We start from the raw sequence: 18,646 nt of genomic DNA, 5'->3' as shown, positions 1-18,646 counted from the left end.
TCTCCAGTGAAAAAATAGCCATTCTTACCCCTTCACTGGTAAGGGCGTTTTCCACCTGCTATTGTGCTGAACAGAATGTCTTAACTGATTTCAGGAGTTGTGAGTATGTTTACGGGGATTGTACAGGGCACCGCAAAACTGGTGTCGATTGACGAGAAACCAAATTTTCGCACACATGTGGTTGAGTTACCTGACTACATGCTGGACGGGCTGGAAACCGGTGCGTCCGTGGCGCATAACGGTTGCTGCCTGACCGTAACGGAAATTAACGGCAACCATGTCAGTTTTGACCTGATGAAAGAAACGTTACGCATTACTAATCTTGGCGATTTAAATGTGGGGGATTGGGTAAACGTTGAGCGTGCGGCGAAATTCAGCGATGAAATTGGCGGACACTTAATGTCAGGTCATATTATGACCACCGCTGAAGTGGCGAAAATATTAACCTCGGAAAATAATCGTCAGATCTGGTTTAAAGTCCAGGATAGTCAGTTGATGAAATATATCCTGTACAAAGGATTTATTGGCATCGACGGTATTAGCCTGACCGTCGGCGAAGTCACGCCAACGCGTTTTTGCGTCCATTTAATTCCGGAAACACTGGAACGCACTACCCTTGGGAAGAAAAAACTCGGCGCACGCGTCAACATTGAAATCGATCCACAAACTCAGGCAGTGGTAGATACGGTAGAACGTGTGCTGGCGGCACGAGAAAATGCCATGAATCAACCAGGTACAGAAGCCTGATCTGAAATCGCCCCCGGAGCGGGGGCGATAGAATAGCCTCTAGCGAGCGACTCGAAGGCCGTTTTCGACTCCGCGAGAGAACACCACCTGCCAGAGCTGAATATCACGGGCGCGGAAAGCACCTGCACAGGCATTCAGATAATAGGTAAACATCCGTTTAAAGCGTTCACTGTAGTTATCCGCAATTTCTGGCCATGCAGCGAGGAAACGTTCATACCACGCCATCAACGTAGTATCGTAATCAGCACCGAAGTTATGCCAGTCTTCCATCACAAAGTGGGGTTCGCTGGACTGAGCAATCTGGCGTACAGAGGGCAGGCAACCGTTCGGGAAAATATATTTATTAATCCAGGGATCAACATTCAGATCGGTTTTTTTCGAACCGATAGTATGGAGCAGGAATATACCTTCCGGTTTCAAATTACGATCCACCACCGCAAAATAGGTATCGTAATTTTTCGGTCCGACGTGCTCGAACATCCCCACAGAAACAATACGATCAAACTGGTCGTTCAGGTCACGATAATCTTGCAGCAAAATGGTGACATCCAGGCCTTCACAGCGTTCCTGAGCCATTTTTTGCTGTTCAGCAGAAATGGTGACGCCCACCACGCTTACGTCATAGTTAGACGCCATGTAATGCGCCAGTCCGCCCCAACCACAGCCAATATCCAGTACGCGCATCCCTGGTTTTAACTGCAATTTTTCACAAATCATTTTGAGCTTCGCCTGCTGGGCAGATTCCAGATTATCGGCATCTTTCCAGTAAGCGCAGGAATATTGCATGAACGGATCAAGCATGCGACTGAATAAGTCATTACCCAAATCGTAATGCTCTTTGCCGACTATCCAGGCACGTTTTTTACTCTGCAGATTGAAGAGACGAGCGCTGGCAATACGCAGCGTGTCTTTGAAATGATGGGGGAGTTGGTTCTCGAGACCTGCGCGTAAGACTTTGCTAAAAAACATATCCAGTCGGTCACATTCCCACCAGCCATCCATATAACTTTCGCCTAACCCCAACGATCCTTCCTGCAGAACGCGTTTAAAAAAATCGGGATTTTTCACACGAATATCCGCCGGGGCAGAACCGTTAATGGCTATACCGGCACGGCTAAGTAATTCGTTGGCGATACGGTACCAGTTGTCATCCGGTACGCTGACTTCTTCTATACACGATGAACTCATAGTTTCTCCATCACTGGTCGGTGATCAGAACCTTAAAACAGCGTAGACGCTTTTTGGGCTTTGTGAGAAATCTCGCAGAAAAAACTGCGAGTCTATAATCCGACGTAGAACAGAGGGAAAGGAGGAACCCTTGCCGAAATGACCATCCATAGTGAGTAGGGAACGTTCCTGTCCCCATAAAAACATAATATTTATCGTAGTCTTAACAACTCGAAATTAGTATAGGCCGCTAATTTCAATCATACAACAAAATTTTGTTAGCAGCCTAAGTATAAGCATATCGATATAGATCAGTGTGATTCGCTATGCGCCACTTCGGCATTGCCATGGCTCTGGCAATCCACTTCTTCACTGCGTTGCATCATGTAACCGAGAGCGACCAGCACTACTGTTGATAACATCACGCTGGTGGTGGTGAGCAATGGCGTACTGATACTGATAAGCCAGGACACTACCAGACTTGCGAGGAAGCACAGACCCAGTTGTAGAGTGTTCTGCAACGCTGCGGCGCGACCAGTTGCATGTGGGAAAGGACGCAGTGCCTGGGCGACAACAATCGGGTAGATCGCGCCGTTGGCAATCGCCATCACACAGAATGGGATCAGGATTTCGGCCAGCGACACATGGCTAATGAAGCCCGCAGCCCAGGTCGCAATGACGCTGACAGCAAACAGCACCAGCAACCACGGTAATAACTGCTTGCCTTGCCATTTTTGTAGTGCGGCGCGACAGCCATAGCCACCAATCAGAAACGCGATAGTTTGCGGGACATAGCTTAAACCAATCACTGCCGGGCTGTAACCCATTTCGCTAAGGATGAACGGTGAACCGGTCAGCCATGCAAAAAAACTGGCTGAACAGGCCGCGTATACCAGCACGTTGCCGCGATAGGTTTTAGAACGTAGCAGATCGGTAAAGGTCAGACCATCCTGACTATTGTTACGGGCCTTCGTCGTGGGTTTGAGCCAGAAAATAGGCAGAATCAGCACCACGGTAATGGCAAACAGGGTGGCGAATATCGCCTGCCAGGAAAAATGGACCAGCAGCCAGCTTCCTAACAGAGGAGCCAGTGCCGGAGATAGACCCACCAGCGGCATGATGGTCGCAAAAATACGGTTAACTTTCTGTGAAGGATAATAATCCGTCACTAACGCTTGCCAGATAACCGCCGCGGCGCAGACACCTACAGCCTGTACAAAACGCAATACCAGCAGCGTGGCGGCGTTTTCAACCCACAGCATCCCCAGACTACCTAACGCAAAAATTGTCAGGCCGATGAATAACACCGGTTTACGACCATAACGGTCGGAGAGCGGCCCCCACAGAAGCTGGGCTGCGGCAAATCCGGCAAGGAACAGACTAAGGCTGGCACTGACAGCAGACGCAGGCGTTTGCAGGTCGGCCTGTATGGCGGCGAAAGCAGGCAGATACATATCGGTTGCCAGAAAACCGAGTACGCTCAAACCTGCCAGCCAGACTAAAAATCTTTTCCCAGGTTGCATGTATATTCTCTAAATCTCTCAATTAAACACCGCCGCAAAGTGTAGGGAGTGAAATTAGTGTTGTGAAACGGTAATATTTGATGACTGGTTTCAAAAATTTTGCAGGCAGACTATGTGGTCAGAATATTCACTCGAAGTTGTTGATGCGGTAGCGCGTAATGGTAGTTTTAGCGCTGCAGCCCAGGAGTTGCATCGCGTTCCTTCTGCGGTCAGCTATACCGTGCGTCAGCTGGAAGAGTGGCTGGCGGTGCCTCTGTTTGAACGACGTCACCGTGATGTGGAACTGACCGCTGCCGGGGCGTGGTTTCTCAAAGAAGGGCGCTCTGTTGTCAAAAAAATGCAGATCACTCGGCAGCAATGTCAGCAGATAGCGAACGGCTGGCGCGGTCAGTTAGCTATCGCAGTGGATAATATTGTCAGGCCAGAACGTACACGGCAGATGATCGTTGATTTTTATCGCCATTTTGATGATGTCGAACTTCTTGTCTTTCAGGAAGTGTTCAACGGTGTCTGGGATGCGCTTTCCGACGGGCGCGTGGAACTGGCGATTGGCGCAACACGCGCGATTCCGGTAGGCGGTCGTTATGCCTTCCGGGATATGGGGATGCTAAGCTGGAGTTGCGTTGTTGCCAGCCACCACCCGCTGGCGTTGATGGATGGCCCGTTCAGCGATGATACGTTGCGCAACTGGCCGTCATTGGTGCGCGAAGACACCTCACGAACGCTACCTAAACGTATTACCTGGTTGCTGGATAACCAAAAAAGACTTGTCGTGCCTGACTGGGAATCATCGGCAACCTGTATCTCGGCAGGATTATGCATAGGGATGGTGCCAACACATTTCGCCAAACCGTGGCTTAATGAGGGGAAGTGGGTAGCATTAGAACTGGAAAACCCCTTTCCGGATTCGGCATGTTGTCTGACATGGCAGCAAAATGATATGTCGCCTGCGTTAACCTGGTTGCTTGAGTATCTCGGCGATAGTGAGACGCTGAATAAGGAGTGGCTGCGGGAGCCGGAAGAGACTCCCGCAACGGGTGATTAACGACGATAGTCTCGGAACGGGCCGTCAGCCACGGAGCGGCGTTCAATCAAGCGCGGATGCACTTCAATGGACTGCGGTTCTTCACGTTTGTTGACGATACGATCCAACAGCATGTTGAACGCTGTTTCACCCAGCGAATCTTTTGGCTGATGGATCGTGGTCAGCGCCGGCGTAAAATAGCGGGCGTTGCGCACGTTATCATAACCGATCAGCGAAACATCCTGCGGGACGCGCAGACCCATTTCATCAGCAGCACAAAGTGCGCCCATTGCCATGATATCGCCACCACAGAAGACGGCAGTAGGGCGATGCGGCTGCGACAGTATTTGCTGCATGGCGCGATAACCGGATTCAGGTTCAAAGTCACCCTGTACAATCCAGCTTTCCGGCACTTTGATCATCGCTTCTTCCATTGCCTTCATAAAACCGGCAAGGCGGCCTGCGCCAGTGTTACGTTCCAGCGGGCCGGGGATAACGCCGATTTCGCGGTGACCGCGTTCAATCAGATAACGCCCGGCCATGTAGCCGCCTTCGAACGCGTTATCAATGACCGCATCGGTGAAGTCAGCTTTTGCTTCACCCCAGTCCATTACCACCATTGGGATATGGCGATACTCTTCCAGCATCGTCAGCAACGGCTCTGGGTACTCAGAACACATCACCAGCAGACCATCGACGCGTTTTTGCGCCATCATCGACAGATAAGCCCGCTGTTTCTCAAGATTGTTCCACGCATTACCCAGAATCAGGGTGTAACCTTTCTGGAAGCAATTTTTTTCAACCGCTTCAATGATCTCGGCAAAATAGGCCGCTTCGCTGCTGGTCGCCAGCAAACCGATAGACTTGGTGTGGTTAACCTTCAGGCTACGCGCCACCGCGCTAGGGGAGTAGTGTAATTCTTTAATCGCTGCCCACACGGCGTTGCGCGTTTCTTCAGCGACGAAACGTGTTTTGTTGATTACGTGTGACACAGTTGTAGTGGAAACGTTTGCTCGTTTCGCTACATCTTTTATTGTTGCCATTCCATTTCACTCCAGACCCTAACTTCAGCTCCTGCAAAATCGCAAGGTAAACGTTTGCCTTTACACACCTTACGCACAACAAAAGTGTTGCGGTACGCCGGAAAAACGACACGGAGCGTCAGGAAGGGGTCAATGGCCAGTACGCAAATAGTGTAAGCGTGGAATTTTGGCCGATCTTGACGAAAAGGGGAAGTGGTAAAAACACTTATCATTATAAATGACGGGAGATTTTTTCATCACAGTGTGTAAAAATGCGTAATATCACTTTTTGTGTGGTAATAAAAAAGGAGAAAACTTGATGAGCACCGACCTTAAATTTTCACTGGTAACAACGATTATCGTCCTCGGTTTGATCGTGGCCGTGGGTTTGACTGCCGCGCTGCACTGATTTCCTCTCGAGGGAGCGCGTTCTCCCTCGCATCTCCTTCCTGTTTGTTAGCAAAATGGCAAAAGTGTTTTCTCTTTTTGTTATTTTCATTTTTTTGTGATTGCTGTCATGCTTTCGCCACTTTAATGAATATCGCGTAATGACGCGAAGAGGTGGAGATAAGGCATGAAAATTAACTATCCGTTGCTGGCGCTGGCGATTGGCGCGTTTGGTATCGGGACAACGGAGTTCTCGCCAATGGGCTTGTTGCCCGTCATTGCGCGCGGTGTGGATGTCTCGATTCCTGCTGCCGGAATGTTAATCAGTGCCTATGCAGTTGGCGTAATGGTGGGCGCGCCGCTGATGACGCTTCTACTTTCTCATCGTGCCCGCCGCAGTGCGTTGATTTTCCTGATGGCGATTTTCACGCTCGGCAACGTACTTTCCGCCATCGCGCCGGATTATATGACCCTGATGCTTTCACGCATTTTGACCAGCCTGAATCACGGAGCATTTTTTGGTTTGGGTTCAGTCGTGGCCGCAAGCGTGGTGCCAAAACATAAACAGGCCAGCGCAGTTGCCACTATGTTTATGGGGTTAACCCTGGCAAATATCGGTGGCGTGCCGGCGGCGACCTGGTTGGGTGAAACCATCGGCTGGCGGATGTCATTTCTGGCAACGGCGGGGCTGGGCGTGATTTCAATGGTAAGTCTGTTCTTCTCATTACCTAAAGGTGGCGCAGGGGCGCGACCTGAAGTGAAAAAAGAGCTGGCGGTATTAATGCGTCCGCAGGTGCTGTCTGCATTGCTGACGACGGTGCTGGGAGCTGGCGCCATGTTTACCCTCTACACCTATATCTCTCCGGTACTGCAAAGTATTACCCACGCAACACCGGTGTTCGTCACGGCAATGCTGGTGCTGATTGGTGTCGGGTTCTCTATTGGGAACTATCTCGGCGGCAAACTGGCAGATCGTTCAGTTAACGGCACGTTGAAAGGCTTTTTGTTGCTGCTGATGGTGATTATGCTGGCAATCCCGTTCCTGGCCCGCAATGAGTTTGGCGCAGCTATTAGCATGGTGGTGTGGGGAGCAGCAACCTTTGCGGTCGTACCGCCGTTACAGATGCGCGTGATGCGTGTCGCCAGTGAAGCGCCTGGTCTGTCTTCATCAGTCAATATTGGTGCCTTTAATCTTGGAAATGCGCTGGGAGCAGCTGCTGGTGGTGCGGTAATTTCCGCTGGGCTGGGATACAGTTTTGTGCCGGTGATGGGGGCGATTGTCGCGGGACTGGCATTATTGCTGGTGTTTATGTCAGCCAGAAAACAACCTGAGGCAGTTTGCGTTGCCAACAGCTAATTAAACAAAAACGCAGAAGGATAACCTTCTGCGTTACAGTTGCTGGCAACGTGCGATTTATCTTGCCGGATGCGGTGTTAACGCTTCATCCGAGTTGGCATGGTAAGCGAAGCGCATCAGGCAATGTTGCATTTGCCATCAGTTATTATGCAGCGAGATTTTTTGCTACGAATTCCCAGTTCACCAGCGCCCAGAAGTGCTCCAGATAGCCAGGACGTGCATTGCGATAGTCGATGTAATAAGCGTGTTCCCAGACATCAACGGTCAGCAGTGGAGTCGCATCGGTGGTCAGCGGAGTACCCGCGTTAGAGGTTGAAACGATAGCCAGTTTGCCATCGCTGTTTTTCACCAGCCAGGTCCAGCCAGAACCAAAGTTTTTGATTGCTGCATCAGTAAACTGTGCTTTGAAATCGGCAAAGCTGCCAAAAGATGCGGCGATAGCTTCAGCGACTTTTCCAGTCGGTTCGCCACCCGCGTTCGGTGCCAGGCAGTTCCAGTAGAAAGTATGGTTCCAGACCTGAGCTGCGTTGTTGAATACGCCACCTTCAGAGCTGCGAATAATCTCTTCCAGTGATTTACCTTCAAACGCGGTACCTTTAATCAGGTTGTTCAGGTTAGTGACATAAGTCTGATGATGCTTGCCGTAGTGATACTCGATGGTTTCCGCAGAAATGTGCGGTGCCAGAGCATCTTTAGCATATGGTAGTGCAGGTAATTCGAATGACATTGCTACTCTCCTTTATTATTAATTTGCATACGTACAATAGCCTTATTGTGCGTATGGATAGGGTAGCAAATTAAAAGGTGAGACAAAAGATGAACTTACCCTGTTGCCGTAACAACAGGGTAAAGTTTTAGCGAAGTGTTTTTGGGGTCATTACCCGGCGAGCGCCAACATAGTGGCGCTGCCAGTAGTCTTCACTGAGAGAAGTGATTTGAATTTCCTGACCCGTACGCGGTGACTGAATAAATTTGCCGTTGCCGACATACACGCCGACATGATCGGCTGTACCGCGTCCCTGAGTACGGAAGAAGACCAGGTCGCCGTTTTTCAGTTCACTACGTTCGATAGGTGCTGCATCACGCAGGTGATACATTTCATTCGCCGTACGCGGAATACGAATTTTTACCAAATCTTTATAAGCGTAATAAACCAGACCGCTGCAATCAAAACCGGTACGCGGTGAGCTGCCACCCCAACGATATGGCTTACCAATTTGCTGCATCAGTTTATTCATTGCCACTTTTGTGGCTTTTTGCACCTTCGCTTTGTGTGCGTCGGCAAGGGTTCCTGACGCGGCATTTTTGACTTTCACACAATGCGATTTATAGCCCTTACGTTTGGTACACTTTTCGGTAAAGCTGGCTGAGGCCGTTTTATTGACGACGTGTTTGCTGCGAGTTTTGGCGTTTTTAGAAGCGGTAATGGAAGATTTTTTAACGGAGGAAGCGGTTTTGCTTTTGGTCGTACTTTTACTGGCGGCTTTTTTCGCTGTTTTCTGGCTGGCTTTCTGGGTCTTTTTGGTGGTTGCCGTGCTTTTCTTTTTATCTGCTTTTTTGGTGATATGAGTGGTAGCAGAACTCTCCCTGGCTTGCTTTGAAGCATGGGCCATAGGCATTAAAGGCAGGGTGGTAAAAAGTAAAGCACAGAGCGTGATCGAAATACGGTTTATCCGCGCCACTGAGCGTCCCTCTGTTAAGGCAGGTCTATCATGCCTGCGTCTGATTTACAAAACTTGATAATTCTAATGCATAGAAGAAGAGAAAGTTAATAGCTTTTATTGTTAAAAAATACGTTTCGTCGGCGAGCGCAAAAAAATGCAGCAGTGGAAGCTAAAAATGGTTATAAATACGCCAGTTTGCCGTGCATAAGGGAAGAAACGAATATTTGAAATGCAACAAATAGAACAAAGGGATAAAATAGCAAAAGCGTGATGAAAATGTTATTTTCCGATGCCGCACTGACCCGCTACAATGTCAGATTACTGCCGTAAAGAAGTTTGAGGAAGCAAGACAATGAGCACCACTATCGAAAAAATCCAACGCCAGATTGCTGAAAACCCGATCCTGCTGTACATGAAAGGTTCACCGAAACTGCCGAGCTGCGGTTTCTCTGCCCAGGCAGTCCAGGCGCTTGCCGCATGTGGCGAACGTTTTGCCTATGTTGATATCCTGCAGAATCCGGACATTCGTGCGGAACTGCCGAAATATGCTAACTGGCCGACCTTCCCGCAACTGTGGGTTGACGGCGAGCTGGTCGGCGGTTGTGATATCGTGATCGAAATGTATCAGCGTGGCGAACTGCAGCAGCTGATCAAAGAAACTGCCGCTAAATACAAGTCTGAAGAGCCGGACGCTGAATAATCCGTCCTGCAATACTGACGGATGCGAACGGGCATCCGTCAGTCCTTTCTCTATCCCCAATCCAGTCCTTGTGGCGAACTTGAAAATCCCGCCTCACGCAGCAGCGTAAACATCGGCGTTTGCCGGACCGGTAGGTCATTCACTTCTGTTAGCGTAAAGCGCAGCCGTGGTTCGCGACGCAGTGCGGTAGTCAGCGCGTGGAAAATCTCTGGGGCGAGTAATTCCTCTTTTTCCTGCCAGACCAGCATTTTTTTGCCACCTTGCGCCAGATAGAGTAACAATTTGCCGCCAGAAACGACCACCAGCGCACCCGCCCGACGCGTTGGTATCAGCGTTGCCGGATGTGCAGGCCAGGGCAGAAGATTTCCCCATGCATTAGCCGGATCGTTGGCAGAGAGCGCCACTGGTGTATAGTGGCGCGTTTGCGTGGCTTGTGTCGCCAGATCGCGCAATCGGTCAATAGTCAGACGTTCAGCGAATTGCGCGCCACCCAGACTTTCTACAAAACGACCTCGCATAATTCGCCCGGAGTCTTCCATACTTCGACAAAGCGTTTGCATCGATGGAAACCCGCCAGGGATATTTTCGGCTATCACCGCCTGACGACTGATGATGCCGTAGCGGTCGAGCATATTTTCCGCCAGCGCCAGCATCCTTTCGGTATCGTTTAGTGGCTCCACCTGCAATAACGACCAGCGTCCAGCCAGATTTGGTGTGTTGTAAGATAGCAGCGGCGAGACGGGTTGCGCATAGACAGGACGTCCACGACGAGCCCGGTGGCTGCGACGAGTTGAGGTGCGTGTGTTGGTACTGCTGCGGGTGAGGGCGCGTAACGGTGCCCAAATGTCGCTGGTGATGACGCCTTGCCAGACCAGCGCCCATAACGCCTCTTGCAGGGCTGAGGGAGCAACCGATTCGTCGATTTTATCGCGTATCCGTTGGCTGATTTGTTGTGCAAACCAGGCTCCTCCGTCAGCCAGAACCGTGACTATCGCTTGCTGCAGCGCCGAACGATTCGCCTGATTCGCTTCGGCGGGAGTGAACGATTCTGCGGCATATTCCTGTAGATGCAGTGCCACCAGACCGTCATCTTCACCCAGTTTTTTTTGCCCCGACCAGATAACCGCACCGGTTGCCAGTAATTCATCGAGCATTTCTGGCGAATAGTCGCGTACGCGGGCAGGCAGGATCTGGCTTTCCCAGAGTGAGGCGGGTAAACCGACTCCGGCAAGCTGTTCGATCACCCGCACGACGCCATCCACACCCTCATAAACGCCTGGCGATGTTGAGGCAAAGAGTGCCGGGCTACCATCGGTGGCGGGTAATACGCCCTGACGTTCCAGCAGCAATCGCGCATAGGTCGTGGCCGCAACGGGACGTGTCGCTTCTCTGGCGGCTTGCAGCGAGCGCAAACGCAGACGACGAAATACTTCATCGCTCACCCAGATGCCTTGTTGCAGATTCATCACCAGCCCCTGTTCGCGCAGTTGCTGAAGTTGCTCTTCGACAATGGCAATACCGAGACTAAACTCATGAGCCAGTTGTTCAGACGTGACCAGAGCATGAGCCCGGAGATAGCGCAGAAAGAGGTCGCGAAGCGGGTAACTGACTCGGTGCAAATAAATCTCTGGCAGTGACTCTGGTAGTCGTACGCCGAGGGCATCGCGCAGCCTGGCGGCATCATCCATACAGGCAAGACGCTCCTGCCCGCTAATCATCGTCGGGAAGATTCGTTTTACTGCAAGAAGATTTTCCAGATACGACGCAATCTTTTCACTGCTGCCTGTATGCCGTTGCGCCAGGTCTTCAACGGTCATTGGCCCCAGTTCGCGCAGCAGGTCGAACAATCCTTCTTCACCTTTCGCTCTTCTACCAGAAGCCAGTCGTTGCAACTCTTCTTCCACCTGGCGAATGACCTGCGGGTCGAGTAATTCCCCCGGATCGACCTGTCCGAGTAGATTGCGCAGTAACTCGCTGTCCAGCGACAGTACGGATGCCCGGCGCTCTGCCAGCGGGGCGTCGCTCTGGTACATAAATTCCGCGACATAGCCGAACAATAAACTGGCGGCGAAAGGCGAAGGCGTAGGGGTCGTTACATCGGATATTTGAATTTCGCCACCGTTCAGGCGACGCATCAAACGTTCCAGCGCGGGAAGATCATAAACATCTTGCAGACATTCGCGTAGGGTTTCGAGAATGACCGGAAAATCCGGATATCCCTGAGCGATTTCCAGCAACTGACTGGCGCGTAGCCGTTGTTGCCAAAGCGGGGTGCGATGGCCCGGCGTGCGGCCCGGCATTAATAATGCCCGCGCGGCGCATTCGCGAAAACGGGCGGCGAAAAGTGCCGAGCTGCCTACCGCCTCGCGGACAATTTGCAGCAACTTTTCTGGTTCAAACAAAAAAATCGCGGCATCGGGCAATTTACCATCGGTGTCAGGAATGCGCGCAACAATGCCGTCATCACTGGCAACCACAGACGCGTCAGCGCCCCATAGTGCATGTATTCGCCCGGCAATCGCCAGCGCCCAGGGTTCATGCACCCGTCTTCCATAGGGAGAGTGCAAAATAATACGCCAGTCGCCAATTTCATCACGGCACCGTTCGAGGACCAGATGACGACTACCCGGAACGATGCCCGTCGCGTTGCGCTGCTCGTCAATCAACCCCTGAATATTGGCGATCGTATTTTCTTCTGCCAACCACGGGGGAATAGTCCCGGAAAAGAACGCGCCATCCGCCAGTAAATGGAGAAAATCGCCGATCATCTCGCCTAATTCTGCCGGACGTCCGTTACCTTCACCACGCCAGAAGGGAAGGCGGGCAGAACGACCTGGAGCAGGAGTCACAATCACCTGATCGCGGGTGATTTGCTGGATCCGCCATGAGGTAGCGCCGAGAGTGATAATGTCGTTCACCCGCGACTCATATACCATCTCCTCATCCAGTTCACCCACCCGCCGCGAACCGGCCTGTTCTTCACCTTCGGGTAATAACACGCTATACATGCCACGATCCGGAATGGTGCCACCGCTGGTAACCGCCAACAGCTGAGCGCCAGGTCGGGCGGTCAATATCCCGGTCTCCCTGTTCCAGACCAGTTTTGGTCGAAAAGCAGAAAAATCGCCAGAGGGATAGCGCCCGGAAAGCATATCCAGCGTGGCGTCAAAAACACGTCTTGGCAGATCTTTCCACGGTGCGGCACGGCGTACGCGGGAGTACCATTCGTCTGCCTGTAATGCATCCATCGCCGCGGTGGCAACGGTCTGCTGCGCAAGGACGTCGAGTGGATTATGCGGTGGTGTCAGGTTTTCCAGCCTGCCTGCGAACATACACTCAACAATGACTGCGGAATCGACTAAGTCACGCCTGGTTCGGGGGAAAAAAAGCCCTTTGGAGATACCACCTACCTGGTGTCCGGCACGTCCAATGCGTTGTAACCCACTGGCAACAGAAAGCGGCGTTGCCACCTGAATTACCAGATCCACCGCGCCCATATCAATCCCCAGTTCGAGACTGGAGGTTGCGACCACGCAGCGTAATTCACCCGATTTCAGCGCCTGTTCGGTGATGGCTCGTTGTTCTTTAGACACGGAGCCGTGGTGTGAGCGGGCAATAAAAATGTCGCTACTTTGTACACGGTTAGAGGTTGCGCCGGAGGTCGACTCGAAATGGGCCGCATCAACGGCGATAGACGGGGAACGCTGTAAGCGTGCGGCGTAAAGCTCATTCAATCGTGCCGTCAGTTTTTCCGCCAGCCCGCGTGAATTAGTAAAGACAATGGTCGAGCGATGGCGCAAAACTTCATCAAGGATACCCGTTTCAATATATGGCCAGATGGAGCCTTCTCGGCCGGCATGGCTGTCTTCGCCGGTGCCGCTGGCGACCGATGAGACATCATCCATATTGGCGACCGGTACGACAATCCGTATCTGCGGATGGCGCATTGCGGGCGGGTTGACTACCGTAACCGGGCGATCGCCACCAAGAAATGCTGCCACATCGCTGGCTGAGCGTACAGTGGCAGAAAGGCCAATTCGCTGTGCTGAGGTGTGGAGCAGCGCATCGAGCCGCTCCAGACTTAACGCCAGATGCGCACCACGTTTACTGCCCGCTACCGCGTGGACTTCATCAATAATTACCGTTTCGACGCCGCGTAGCGTTTCGCGCGCGCGGGAGGTCAGCATCAGATAGAGTGATTCGGGTGTGGTGATCAGAATATCCGGCGGATTACGGGTGAGTTTGCTGCGTTCCTGTGCAGGCGTATCGCCAGTACGGATCCCCACGCGAAGATTGACTTCCGTTTCGCCGCGCCGCCGCCGTTCATCGGCAATACCCTGTAACGGGATCTGCAAGTTGCGCTGAACGTCGGTGCCCAGAGCTTTGATCGGTGAAATATAGAGAATGCGTGAGGTTTTACGCTTATGCGCCTCGCGGGTATCTTCGCCGCCTTCGCGGAAGAGCTGATCGAGGGCGTAGAGAAATGCTGCCAGCGTTTTCCCGGAGCCAGTCGGTGCAATCACCAGCGCATGTTCGCCTCGCGCCGCCACATGCCAGGTTTGCGACTGGACAGCGGTCGGCTGTTTAAAGGCGCGAAGAAACCAGTCGCGGGTCGCCGGTGAAAACACGTCCGGCAGGGGCGATGAAGGGTTTAGATTATCTGCCATTAACGCTATTCCCCGTGAATATCATGCATGATGCGTGGAATAGCCTCACTATAGATGCCTGAATCATTGCATGTCATCAGGCATCGACTCGATTACACCTCTTCGGCGGCAGGCAGCGGCCAGCCTCCCAGACGTTTCCAGCGGTTGACGATTTCACAAAACAGCACAGCAGTGCGTTCGGTGTCATACAGCGCGGAGTGCGCCTGGGTGCTGTCGAAGTCCATGCCAGCGGTCTGGCAAGCCTTTGACAATACGGTTTGTCCGAGTGCCAGCCCGGCCAGTGCAGCAGTGTCAAAAGTGGCGAAAGGGTGGAACGGGTTACGTTTCAGTGAGGCGCGTTCTGCGGCGGCCATCATAAAGCTGTGATCGAAATTGGCGTTGTGCGCCACCATAATGGCGCGGTTACAGCCGCTCGCTTTAATGCCTTTACGTACAACTTTAAAAATTTCGTGCAGCGCCTCGTATTCGCTGACCGCGCCGCGATCGGGAGCGTTCGGGTCAATGCCGTTGAAGGCGAGGGCCTCTGGCTGCAAATTTGCGCCGACAAATGGTTCGACGTGGAAATGTAATGTGGTGTCCGGCATCAGCCAGCCTTGTTCATCCATTTTCAGGGTGATGGCGGCAATCTCAAGCAGCGCATCGGTTTTGGCGTTAAATCCAGCTGTTTCAACATCGATCACAACAGGATAAAAACCACGAAAACGGTCGCACAGACCGGTAAGTTGAGCGTTATCGGACATCTGATTCTCTTAATACGGATAAATTGCAGCGCGCATTATGACAAATATTACTTGTCGATGCAGTAAAGATGCGGGCGCGATGAGTTCACGCCCGGCAGGAGTTTAGTTGCCCAGACCGCGACCGGCGTCTTTCTCTTCGATTAATTCAATTTTGTAACCGTCCGGATCTTCCACAAACGCGATAACCGTAGTGCCGCCTTTTACCGGACCCGCTTCACGGGTGACGTTACCGCCGTTCTGACGGATTTTTTCGCACGCTTCAGCGGCGTTATCTACGCTAAGCGCGATGTGACCATAAGCAGTGCCGAGTTCGTATTTATCCACGCCCCAGTTGTAGGTCAGTTCAATCACCGCTTCTTCGGTTTCCGGGCCATAGCCAACAAACGCCAGTGAGTATTTGTATTCCGGGTTTTCGCTGGTACGCAGCAGTTTCATGCCCAGTACTTTGGTATAAAAATCGATGGAGCGTTGCAGATCGCCAACGCGCAGCATGGTATGAAGAAGACGCATCTTTATATCCTCAAAATGGCTAACAGATTCAAAATGTTGTTTTAGTATAGCGGCGGCTTTGCGCCGCTCGCAATGCTGGATTACAGCGTCGGGTAATCGGTATAGCCTTCCGCGCCGCCACCGTAGAAACTTTCGGCACGCTGTGGGTTAAGCTCAGCTTTGCGCTGCAAGCGGGCAACCAGATCCGGGTTCGCAATCCAGTCACGACCAAATGCCACCGCATCAATTAACCCTTTGCCGATCAGCGTTTCAGCTTTTTCTACCGTGTATGCCCCTGCGCCGATAATCGGACCGTGGAAACGGGCACGTACTTTTTCGCGGAACGCATCAGTATACGGTTCACCTCCCGCCCAATCTGGTTCTGACATATGCAGGTAAGCAATGCCGCGTTTGCCCAGTTGTTCAATCAGATACAGTGCATCGGCTTCTTCATTTGGGCCATTATCCGTGTTCTGGAAAGTACCGATTGGCGAAACACGAATGCCAATGCGATCGGCACCCCATTCTTCAATCCCGGCATCGACCACTTCCAGCACCAGACGTGCGCGATTTTCCACGCTGCCGCCGTACTGATCGGTACGATGGTTTGAAGAAGGAGAAAGGAACTGATGCAGTAAATAACCGTGAGCAGAGTGTAGCTCCACCAGATCAAACCCAGCTTCACGGGCGTTAGCGATGGCCTGGCGGAAATCATTGACGATGCCCGGAATCTCTTCCCGTTCCAGTGCACGTGGCATGGATGTTTCAACGCGGATCGCCTGACCTTTTTCATCGCGCAGAGAAGTACGCGTTCCCGCGCTAAGTGCAGAAGGCGCTACCGGTGCCTGACCGCCAGGCTGCAGGCTGGCGTGAGAAATTCGCCCCGTGTGCCACAGCTGCACGGCCATATGACCATTTTCAGCATGAACGCCAGCGGTGATTTTTTTCCATGCGGCAATTTGCTCCGGACTATGGATGCCAGGCGCGCCTGCATATCCTTTTGCCTGGGCGGAAATTTGCGTGGCTTCGCTAATAATCAAACCGGCACTGGCTCGTTGGCGATAGTATTCCGCCATCAACGGGGTAGGGATGTCACCCGGTTCAATACTGCGCAGACGCGTCAGCGGTGCCATAAAAATACGGTTTGCCGCCGTGATCGCGCCCACTTTCAGTGGGGAATACAGTTTTTCAGATGACATAAAGGCTCCCGGTGGTCTGGTGATAAAAAATGCCTGCTAAACGGCAGGCGTCGCAATAATGGTTTTTACATGGGCCAGCGCGTTTTCCAGTGGCTCGAAACTGCGCGAAATTTTGGCCTGCAAATTCGCGCCAAGCCACAGTGCGTAAAGCACTTGTGCCTGTTGCAGCGGTTCGCCACAAAAGGTTAAACAATGGTTCTCACGGCCATTTTCCAGCGCCTGAGAGAGCAGGGCGATTACGCCGCGAGCCCCTTTATCCATCGCGCTGCGCATATCTTCTGACAGATCGCACACTTCGGCAGAGAGTTTTACTGTCAGGCAACCACTGATGGTTCCATGTTGGCAAAACTGGTTCAGTGTTTGCTGGTAATAAGCCAGTATGCGGTCGCGGTAGTTACCTTCGCCGGATTGCAGCAACTCCGTCAGTCGCTGGTGATATGCGGCGTAATGGCGCTCAAGCATGGCAACGCCAAACGCTTCTTTAGAGCGAAAGTAGTGATAGAAGGACCCTTTCGGCACTTCAGCCGTTTTTAGTAATTCGCTTAGCCCCATCCCGGTGAATCCACGTTGCAGGCAAAGTTGCTCGCCCGTCGCCAGGAGATGTTCGCGAGTATCATGTTCGGTGTGTTTGTTCATGTGTTGGAGTGTAGTAGACCAGTCGGTCTAGTGCAAGCAAAGTTGCTACTTTGGGCATTAACAGCTTCAATAATGGTAATAATCTTATATGAGGAGGGCGAGGTGGCGGAGCAATTAGAGTTCTTTCCCGTCCAGAGCCCGTGCCGGGGAATTTGCCAGTCTGACGAACGCGGATTTTGTCGCGGCTGTTTTCGTAGTCGGGATGAGCGTTTTAACTGGAATAAAATGAGCGATGGCGAAAAACAAGAGGTGCTGCGCCTTTGTCGGCAGCGATTAATGCGCAAATTACGTGCAATTAAGCCAGCGTCATCAGACGAACCGGAGCAACCATCACTCTTTTGAGCCTAATCTTGCGTATACTCCTCTCATATCTGATAAGAGGAAGCGATTATGGTTCAGCGTATTACTATTGCGCCGCAAGGCCCGGAGTTTTCCCGTTTTGTGATGGGCTACTGGCGATTGATGGACTGGAATATGTCCGCCCGCCAGCTGGTCAGCTTTATTGAAGAGCATCTGGATCTCGGCGTAACTACCGTGGACCACGCTGATATTTATGGCGGCTATCAGTGTGAAGCAGCGTTTGGCGAGGCGCTGAAACTGGCACCTCATCTGCGTGAACGGATGGAAATTGTCAGCAAATGCGGTATCGCGACGACCGCGCGTGAAGAAAACGTCATTGGTCATTACATTACTGACCGCGATCACATCATTAAGAGCGCCGAACAGTCGCTGATTAATCTCGCGACCGATCATCTGGATCTGCTGTTGATCCACCGCCCGGACCCGTTAATGGATGCCGATGAAGTGGCGGACGCGTTTAAACACCTGCATCAGAGCGGCAAAGTGCGCCATTTTGGCGTATCGAACTTTACGCCTGCGCAATTTGCGCTGTTGCAATCACGCCTGCCGTTTACCCTTGCCACTAATCAGGTGGAAATATCCCCGGTGCATCAGCCGTTACTGCTGGATGGCACGCTCGACCAACTGCAGCAACTGCGTGTTCGTCCGATGGCGTGGTCTTGCCTTGGTGGTGGTCGTCTGTTTAATGATGATTATTTCCAGCCTCTGCGTGATGAACTGGCTGTGGTGGCGGAGGAGTTAAACGCGGGCTCTATTGAACAGGTGGTTTACGCCTGGGTTTTACGTTTACCGTCGCAGCCGCTGCCGATAATCGGCTCCGGTAAAATTGAGCGCGTGCGAGCAGCTGTTGAAGCAGAAACCCTGAAAATGACTCGCCAACAATGGTTCCGTATCCGTAAAGCGGCACTGGGTTACGACGTACCGTAAGCACTTTTAGGAATAGCCGCCGTTCAAAAAAGTGTCA

Annotated in this window: 17 protein-coding genes; 7 read left to right on the top strand and 10 right to left on the bottom strand. The window is 52.1% G+C overall.

Translation table 11 applies throughout. The features are described from left to right. Positions 1–105 precede the first annotated feature (105 nt). Complete coding sequence (locus QUF14_RS10180; RefSeq protein WP_000493965.1) at positions 106–747, top strand: riboflavin synthase; 642 nt, start codon at positions 106–108, stop codon at positions 745–747. Between the two features lie 39 nt (positions 748–786). On the opposite strand, the gene cfa is transcribed toward QUF14_RS10180, so the two are convergent. Both cfa and punC read right to left on the bottom strand, forming a co-directional pair. Then, positions 787–1,935 (bottom strand): cyclopropane fatty acyl phospholipid synthase, encoded by a 1,149-nt coding sequence (gene cfa / locus QUF14_RS10175; RefSeq protein ID WP_000098911.1) that lies wholly within the window; start codon positions 1,933–1,935, stop codon positions 787–789. A gap of 290 nt (positions 1,936–2,225) precedes the next feature. Continuing rightward, positions 2,226–3,437, bottom strand: a complete 1,212-nt coding sequence (punC, locus tag QUF14_RS10170) for a purine nucleoside transporter PunC (RefSeq protein ID WP_001182341.1) — start codon at positions 3,435–3,437, stop codon at positions 2,226–2,228. Positions 3,438–3,549: 112 nt separating this feature from the next. On the opposite strand from punC, the gene punR reads away from it, so the two are divergent. Continuing rightward, positions 3,550–4,482 carry a DNA-binding transcriptional activator PunR gene (punR, locus tag QUF14_RS10165; protein WP_000269493.1) on the top strand — a complete coding sequence of 311 codons (933 nt, stop codon included), beginning with the start codon at positions 3,550–3,552 and terminating at the stop codon, positions 4,480–4,482. On the opposite strand, the gene purR is transcribed toward punR, so the two are convergent. Next, positions 4,479–5,504 (bottom strand): HTH-type transcriptional repressor PurR, encoded by a 1,026-nt coding sequence (gene purR / locus QUF14_RS10160; protein ID WP_000190996.1) that lies wholly within the window; start codon positions 5,502–5,504, stop codon positions 4,479–4,481. The two genes, punR and purR, sit on opposite strands and share 4 nt — an antisense overlap. 298 nt (positions 5,505–5,802) lie before the next feature. On the opposite strand from purR, the gene cydH reads away from it, so the two are divergent. Together cydH and QUF14_RS10150 are read left to right on the top strand one after the other, a co-directional pair. Continuing rightward, on the top strand, positions 5,803–5,892 hold the full coding sequence (gene cydH, locus QUF14_RS10155) for a cytochrome bd-I accessory subunit CydH (protein ID WP_000102278.1): 90 nt from the start codon (positions 5,803–5,805) through the stop codon (positions 5,890–5,892). A gap of 165 nt (positions 5,893–6,057) precedes the next feature. Then, the gene (locus QUF14_RS10150) at positions 6,058–7,227 is read left to right on the top strand and encodes an MFS transporter (RefSeq protein WP_000701039.1); all 1,170 of its coding nucleotides are present in this window, start codon (positions 6,058–6,060) and stop codon (positions 7,225–7,227) included. 145 nt (positions 7,228–7,372) lie between these two features. Here QUF14_RS10150 and sodB read toward each other — a convergent pair whose 3' ends face one another. Both sodB and mepH read right to left on the bottom strand, forming a co-directional pair. Further along, positions 7,373–7,954, bottom strand: a complete 582-nt coding sequence (gene sodB, locus QUF14_RS10145) for a superoxide dismutase [Fe] (protein ID WP_000007283.1) — start codon at positions 7,952–7,954, stop codon at positions 7,373–7,375. Positions 7,955–8,081: 127 nt separating this feature from the next. Continuing rightward, complete coding sequence (gene mepH, locus QUF14_RS10140; protein ID WP_000101165.1) at positions 8,082–8,909, bottom strand: peptidoglycan DD-endopeptidase MepH; 828 nt, start codon at positions 8,907–8,909, stop codon at positions 8,082–8,084. A gap of 334 nt (positions 8,910–9,243) precedes the next feature. Here mepH and grxD point away from each other — a divergent pair, with 334 nt between their 5' ends. Then, complete coding sequence (gene grxD / locus QUF14_RS10135; RefSeq protein ID WP_000108172.1) at positions 9,244–9,591, top strand: monothiol glutaredoxin 4; 348 nt, start codon at positions 9,244–9,246, stop codon at positions 9,589–9,591. A 50-nt stretch (positions 9,592–9,641) separates the two neighbouring features. Here the strand turns inward: grxD and QUF14_RS10130 are convergent, their stop codons facing one another. The 5 genes from QUF14_RS10130 to nemR all read right to left on the bottom strand — a co-directional run bounded on the left by QUF14_RS10130 (position 9,642) and on the right by nemR (position 17,322). Continuing rightward, positions 9,642–14,258, bottom strand: coding sequence for an ATP-dependent helicase (locus QUF14_RS10130; protein WP_001354697.1), 4,617 nt, complete (start codon positions 14,256–14,258; stop codon positions 9,642–9,644). Positions 14,259–14,350: 92 nt separating this feature from the next. Beyond that, the gene (gene rnt / locus QUF14_RS10125) at positions 14,351–14,998 is read right to left on the bottom strand and encodes a ribonuclease T (RefSeq protein WP_001282275.1); all 648 of its coding nucleotides are present in this window, start codon (positions 14,996–14,998) and stop codon (positions 14,351–14,353) included. A 102-nt stretch (positions 14,999–15,100) separates the two neighbouring features. Continuing rightward, positions 15,101–15,508, bottom strand: coding sequence for a lactoylglutathione lyase (gene gloA / locus QUF14_RS10120; RefSeq protein WP_001237796.1), 408 nt, complete (start codon positions 15,506–15,508; stop codon positions 15,101–15,103). Between the two features lie 80 nt (positions 15,509–15,588). Continuing rightward, the gene (gene nemA, locus QUF14_RS10115) at positions 15,589–16,686 is read right to left on the bottom strand and encodes an N-ethylmaleimide reductase (protein WP_000093576.1); all 1,098 of its coding nucleotides are present in this window, start codon (positions 16,684–16,686) and stop codon (positions 15,589–15,591) included. A 36-nt stretch (positions 16,687–16,722) separates the two neighbouring features. Continuing rightward, entirely contained in the window at positions 16,723–17,322 is a 600-nt protein-coding gene (nemR, locus tag QUF14_RS10110) for a DNA-binding transcriptional regulator NemR (RefSeq protein ID WP_001032937.1), read from the bottom strand. Between the two features lie 102 nt (positions 17,323–17,424). On the opposite strand from nemR, the gene QUF14_RS10105 reads away from it, so the two are divergent. Beyond that, positions 17,425–17,664: a DUF1289 domain-containing protein gene (locus QUF14_RS10105; protein WP_001354696.1), complete on the top strand. Its 240-nt coding sequence runs from the start codon at positions 17,425–17,427 to the stop codon at positions 17,662–17,664. A gap of 48 nt (positions 17,665–17,712) precedes the next feature. Beyond that, a complete protein-coding gene (locus QUF14_RS10100) occupies positions 17,713–18,609 on the top strand; it encodes an aldo/keto reductase (RefSeq protein ID WP_000250656.1) in 897 nt (298 codons plus the stop codon). Positions 18,610–18,646 lie beyond the last annotated feature (37 nt).

It is taken from the genome of Escherichia sp. HH091_1A (assembly GCF_030295175.1).
Classification (GTDB): domain Bacteria; phylum Pseudomonadota; class Gammaproteobacteria; order Enterobacterales; family Enterobacteriaceae; genus Escherichia; species Escherichia coli_F.
This window is presented reverse-complemented; position numbering and strand designations above follow the sequence as displayed.

Excerpts from the sequence above, each read along its gene's own strand:
- QUF14_RS10150 (WP_000701039.1), top strand. The coding sequence starts at position 6,058 with ATGAAAATTAACTATCCGTTGCTGGCGCTGGCGATTGGCGCGTTTGGT.
- rnt (WP_001282275.1), bottom strand. The coding sequence starts at position 14,998 with ATGTCCGATAACGCTCAACTTACCGGTCTGTGCGACCGTTTTCGTGGT.
- purR (WP_000190996.1), bottom strand. The coding sequence starts at position 5,504 with ATGGCAACAATAAAAGATGTAGCGAAACGAGCAAACGTTTCCACTACA.
- cfa (WP_000098911.1), bottom strand. The coding sequence starts at position 1,935 with ATGAGTTCATCGTGTATAGAAGAAGTCAGCGTACCGGATGACAACTGG.
- gloA (WP_001237796.1), bottom strand. The coding sequence starts at position 15,508 with ATGCGTCTTCTTCATACCATGCTGCGCGTTGGCGATCTGCAACGCTCC.
- cydH (WP_000102278.1), top strand. The coding sequence starts at position 5,803 with ATGAGCACCGACCTTAAATTTTCACTGGTAACAACGATTATCGTCCTC.
- QUF14_RS10180 (WP_000493965.1), top strand. The coding sequence starts at position 106 with ATGTTTACGGGGATTGTACAGGGCACCGCAAAACTGGTGTCGATTGAC.
- grxD (WP_000108172.1), top strand. The coding sequence starts at position 9,244 with ATGAGCACCACTATCGAAAAAATCCAACGCCAGATTGCTGAAAACCCG.
- nemR (WP_001032937.1), bottom strand. The coding sequence starts at position 17,322 with ATGAACAAACACACCGAACATGATACTCGCGAACATCTCCTGGCGACG.
- sodB (WP_000007283.1), bottom strand. The coding sequence starts at position 7,954 with ATGTCATTCGAATTACCTGCACTACCATATGCTAAAGATGCTCTGGCA.
- QUF14_RS10100 (WP_000250656.1), top strand. The coding sequence starts at position 17,713 with ATGGTTCAGCGTATTACTATTGCGCCGCAAGGCCCGGAGTTTTCCCGT.
- punR (WP_000269493.1), top strand. The coding sequence starts at position 3,550 with ATGTGGTCAGAATATTCACTCGAAGTTGTTGATGCGGTAGCGCGTAAT.
- QUF14_RS10130 (WP_001354697.1), bottom strand. The coding sequence starts at position 14,258 with ATGGCAGATAATCTAAACCCTTCATCGCCCCTGCCGGACGTGTTTTCA.
- nemA (WP_000093576.1), bottom strand. The coding sequence starts at position 16,686 with ATGTCATCTGAAAAACTGTATTCCCCACTGAAAGTGGGCGCGATCACG.
- punC (WP_001182341.1), bottom strand. The coding sequence starts at position 3,437 with ATGCAACCTGGGAAAAGATTTTTAGTCTGGCTGGCAGGTTTGAGCGTA.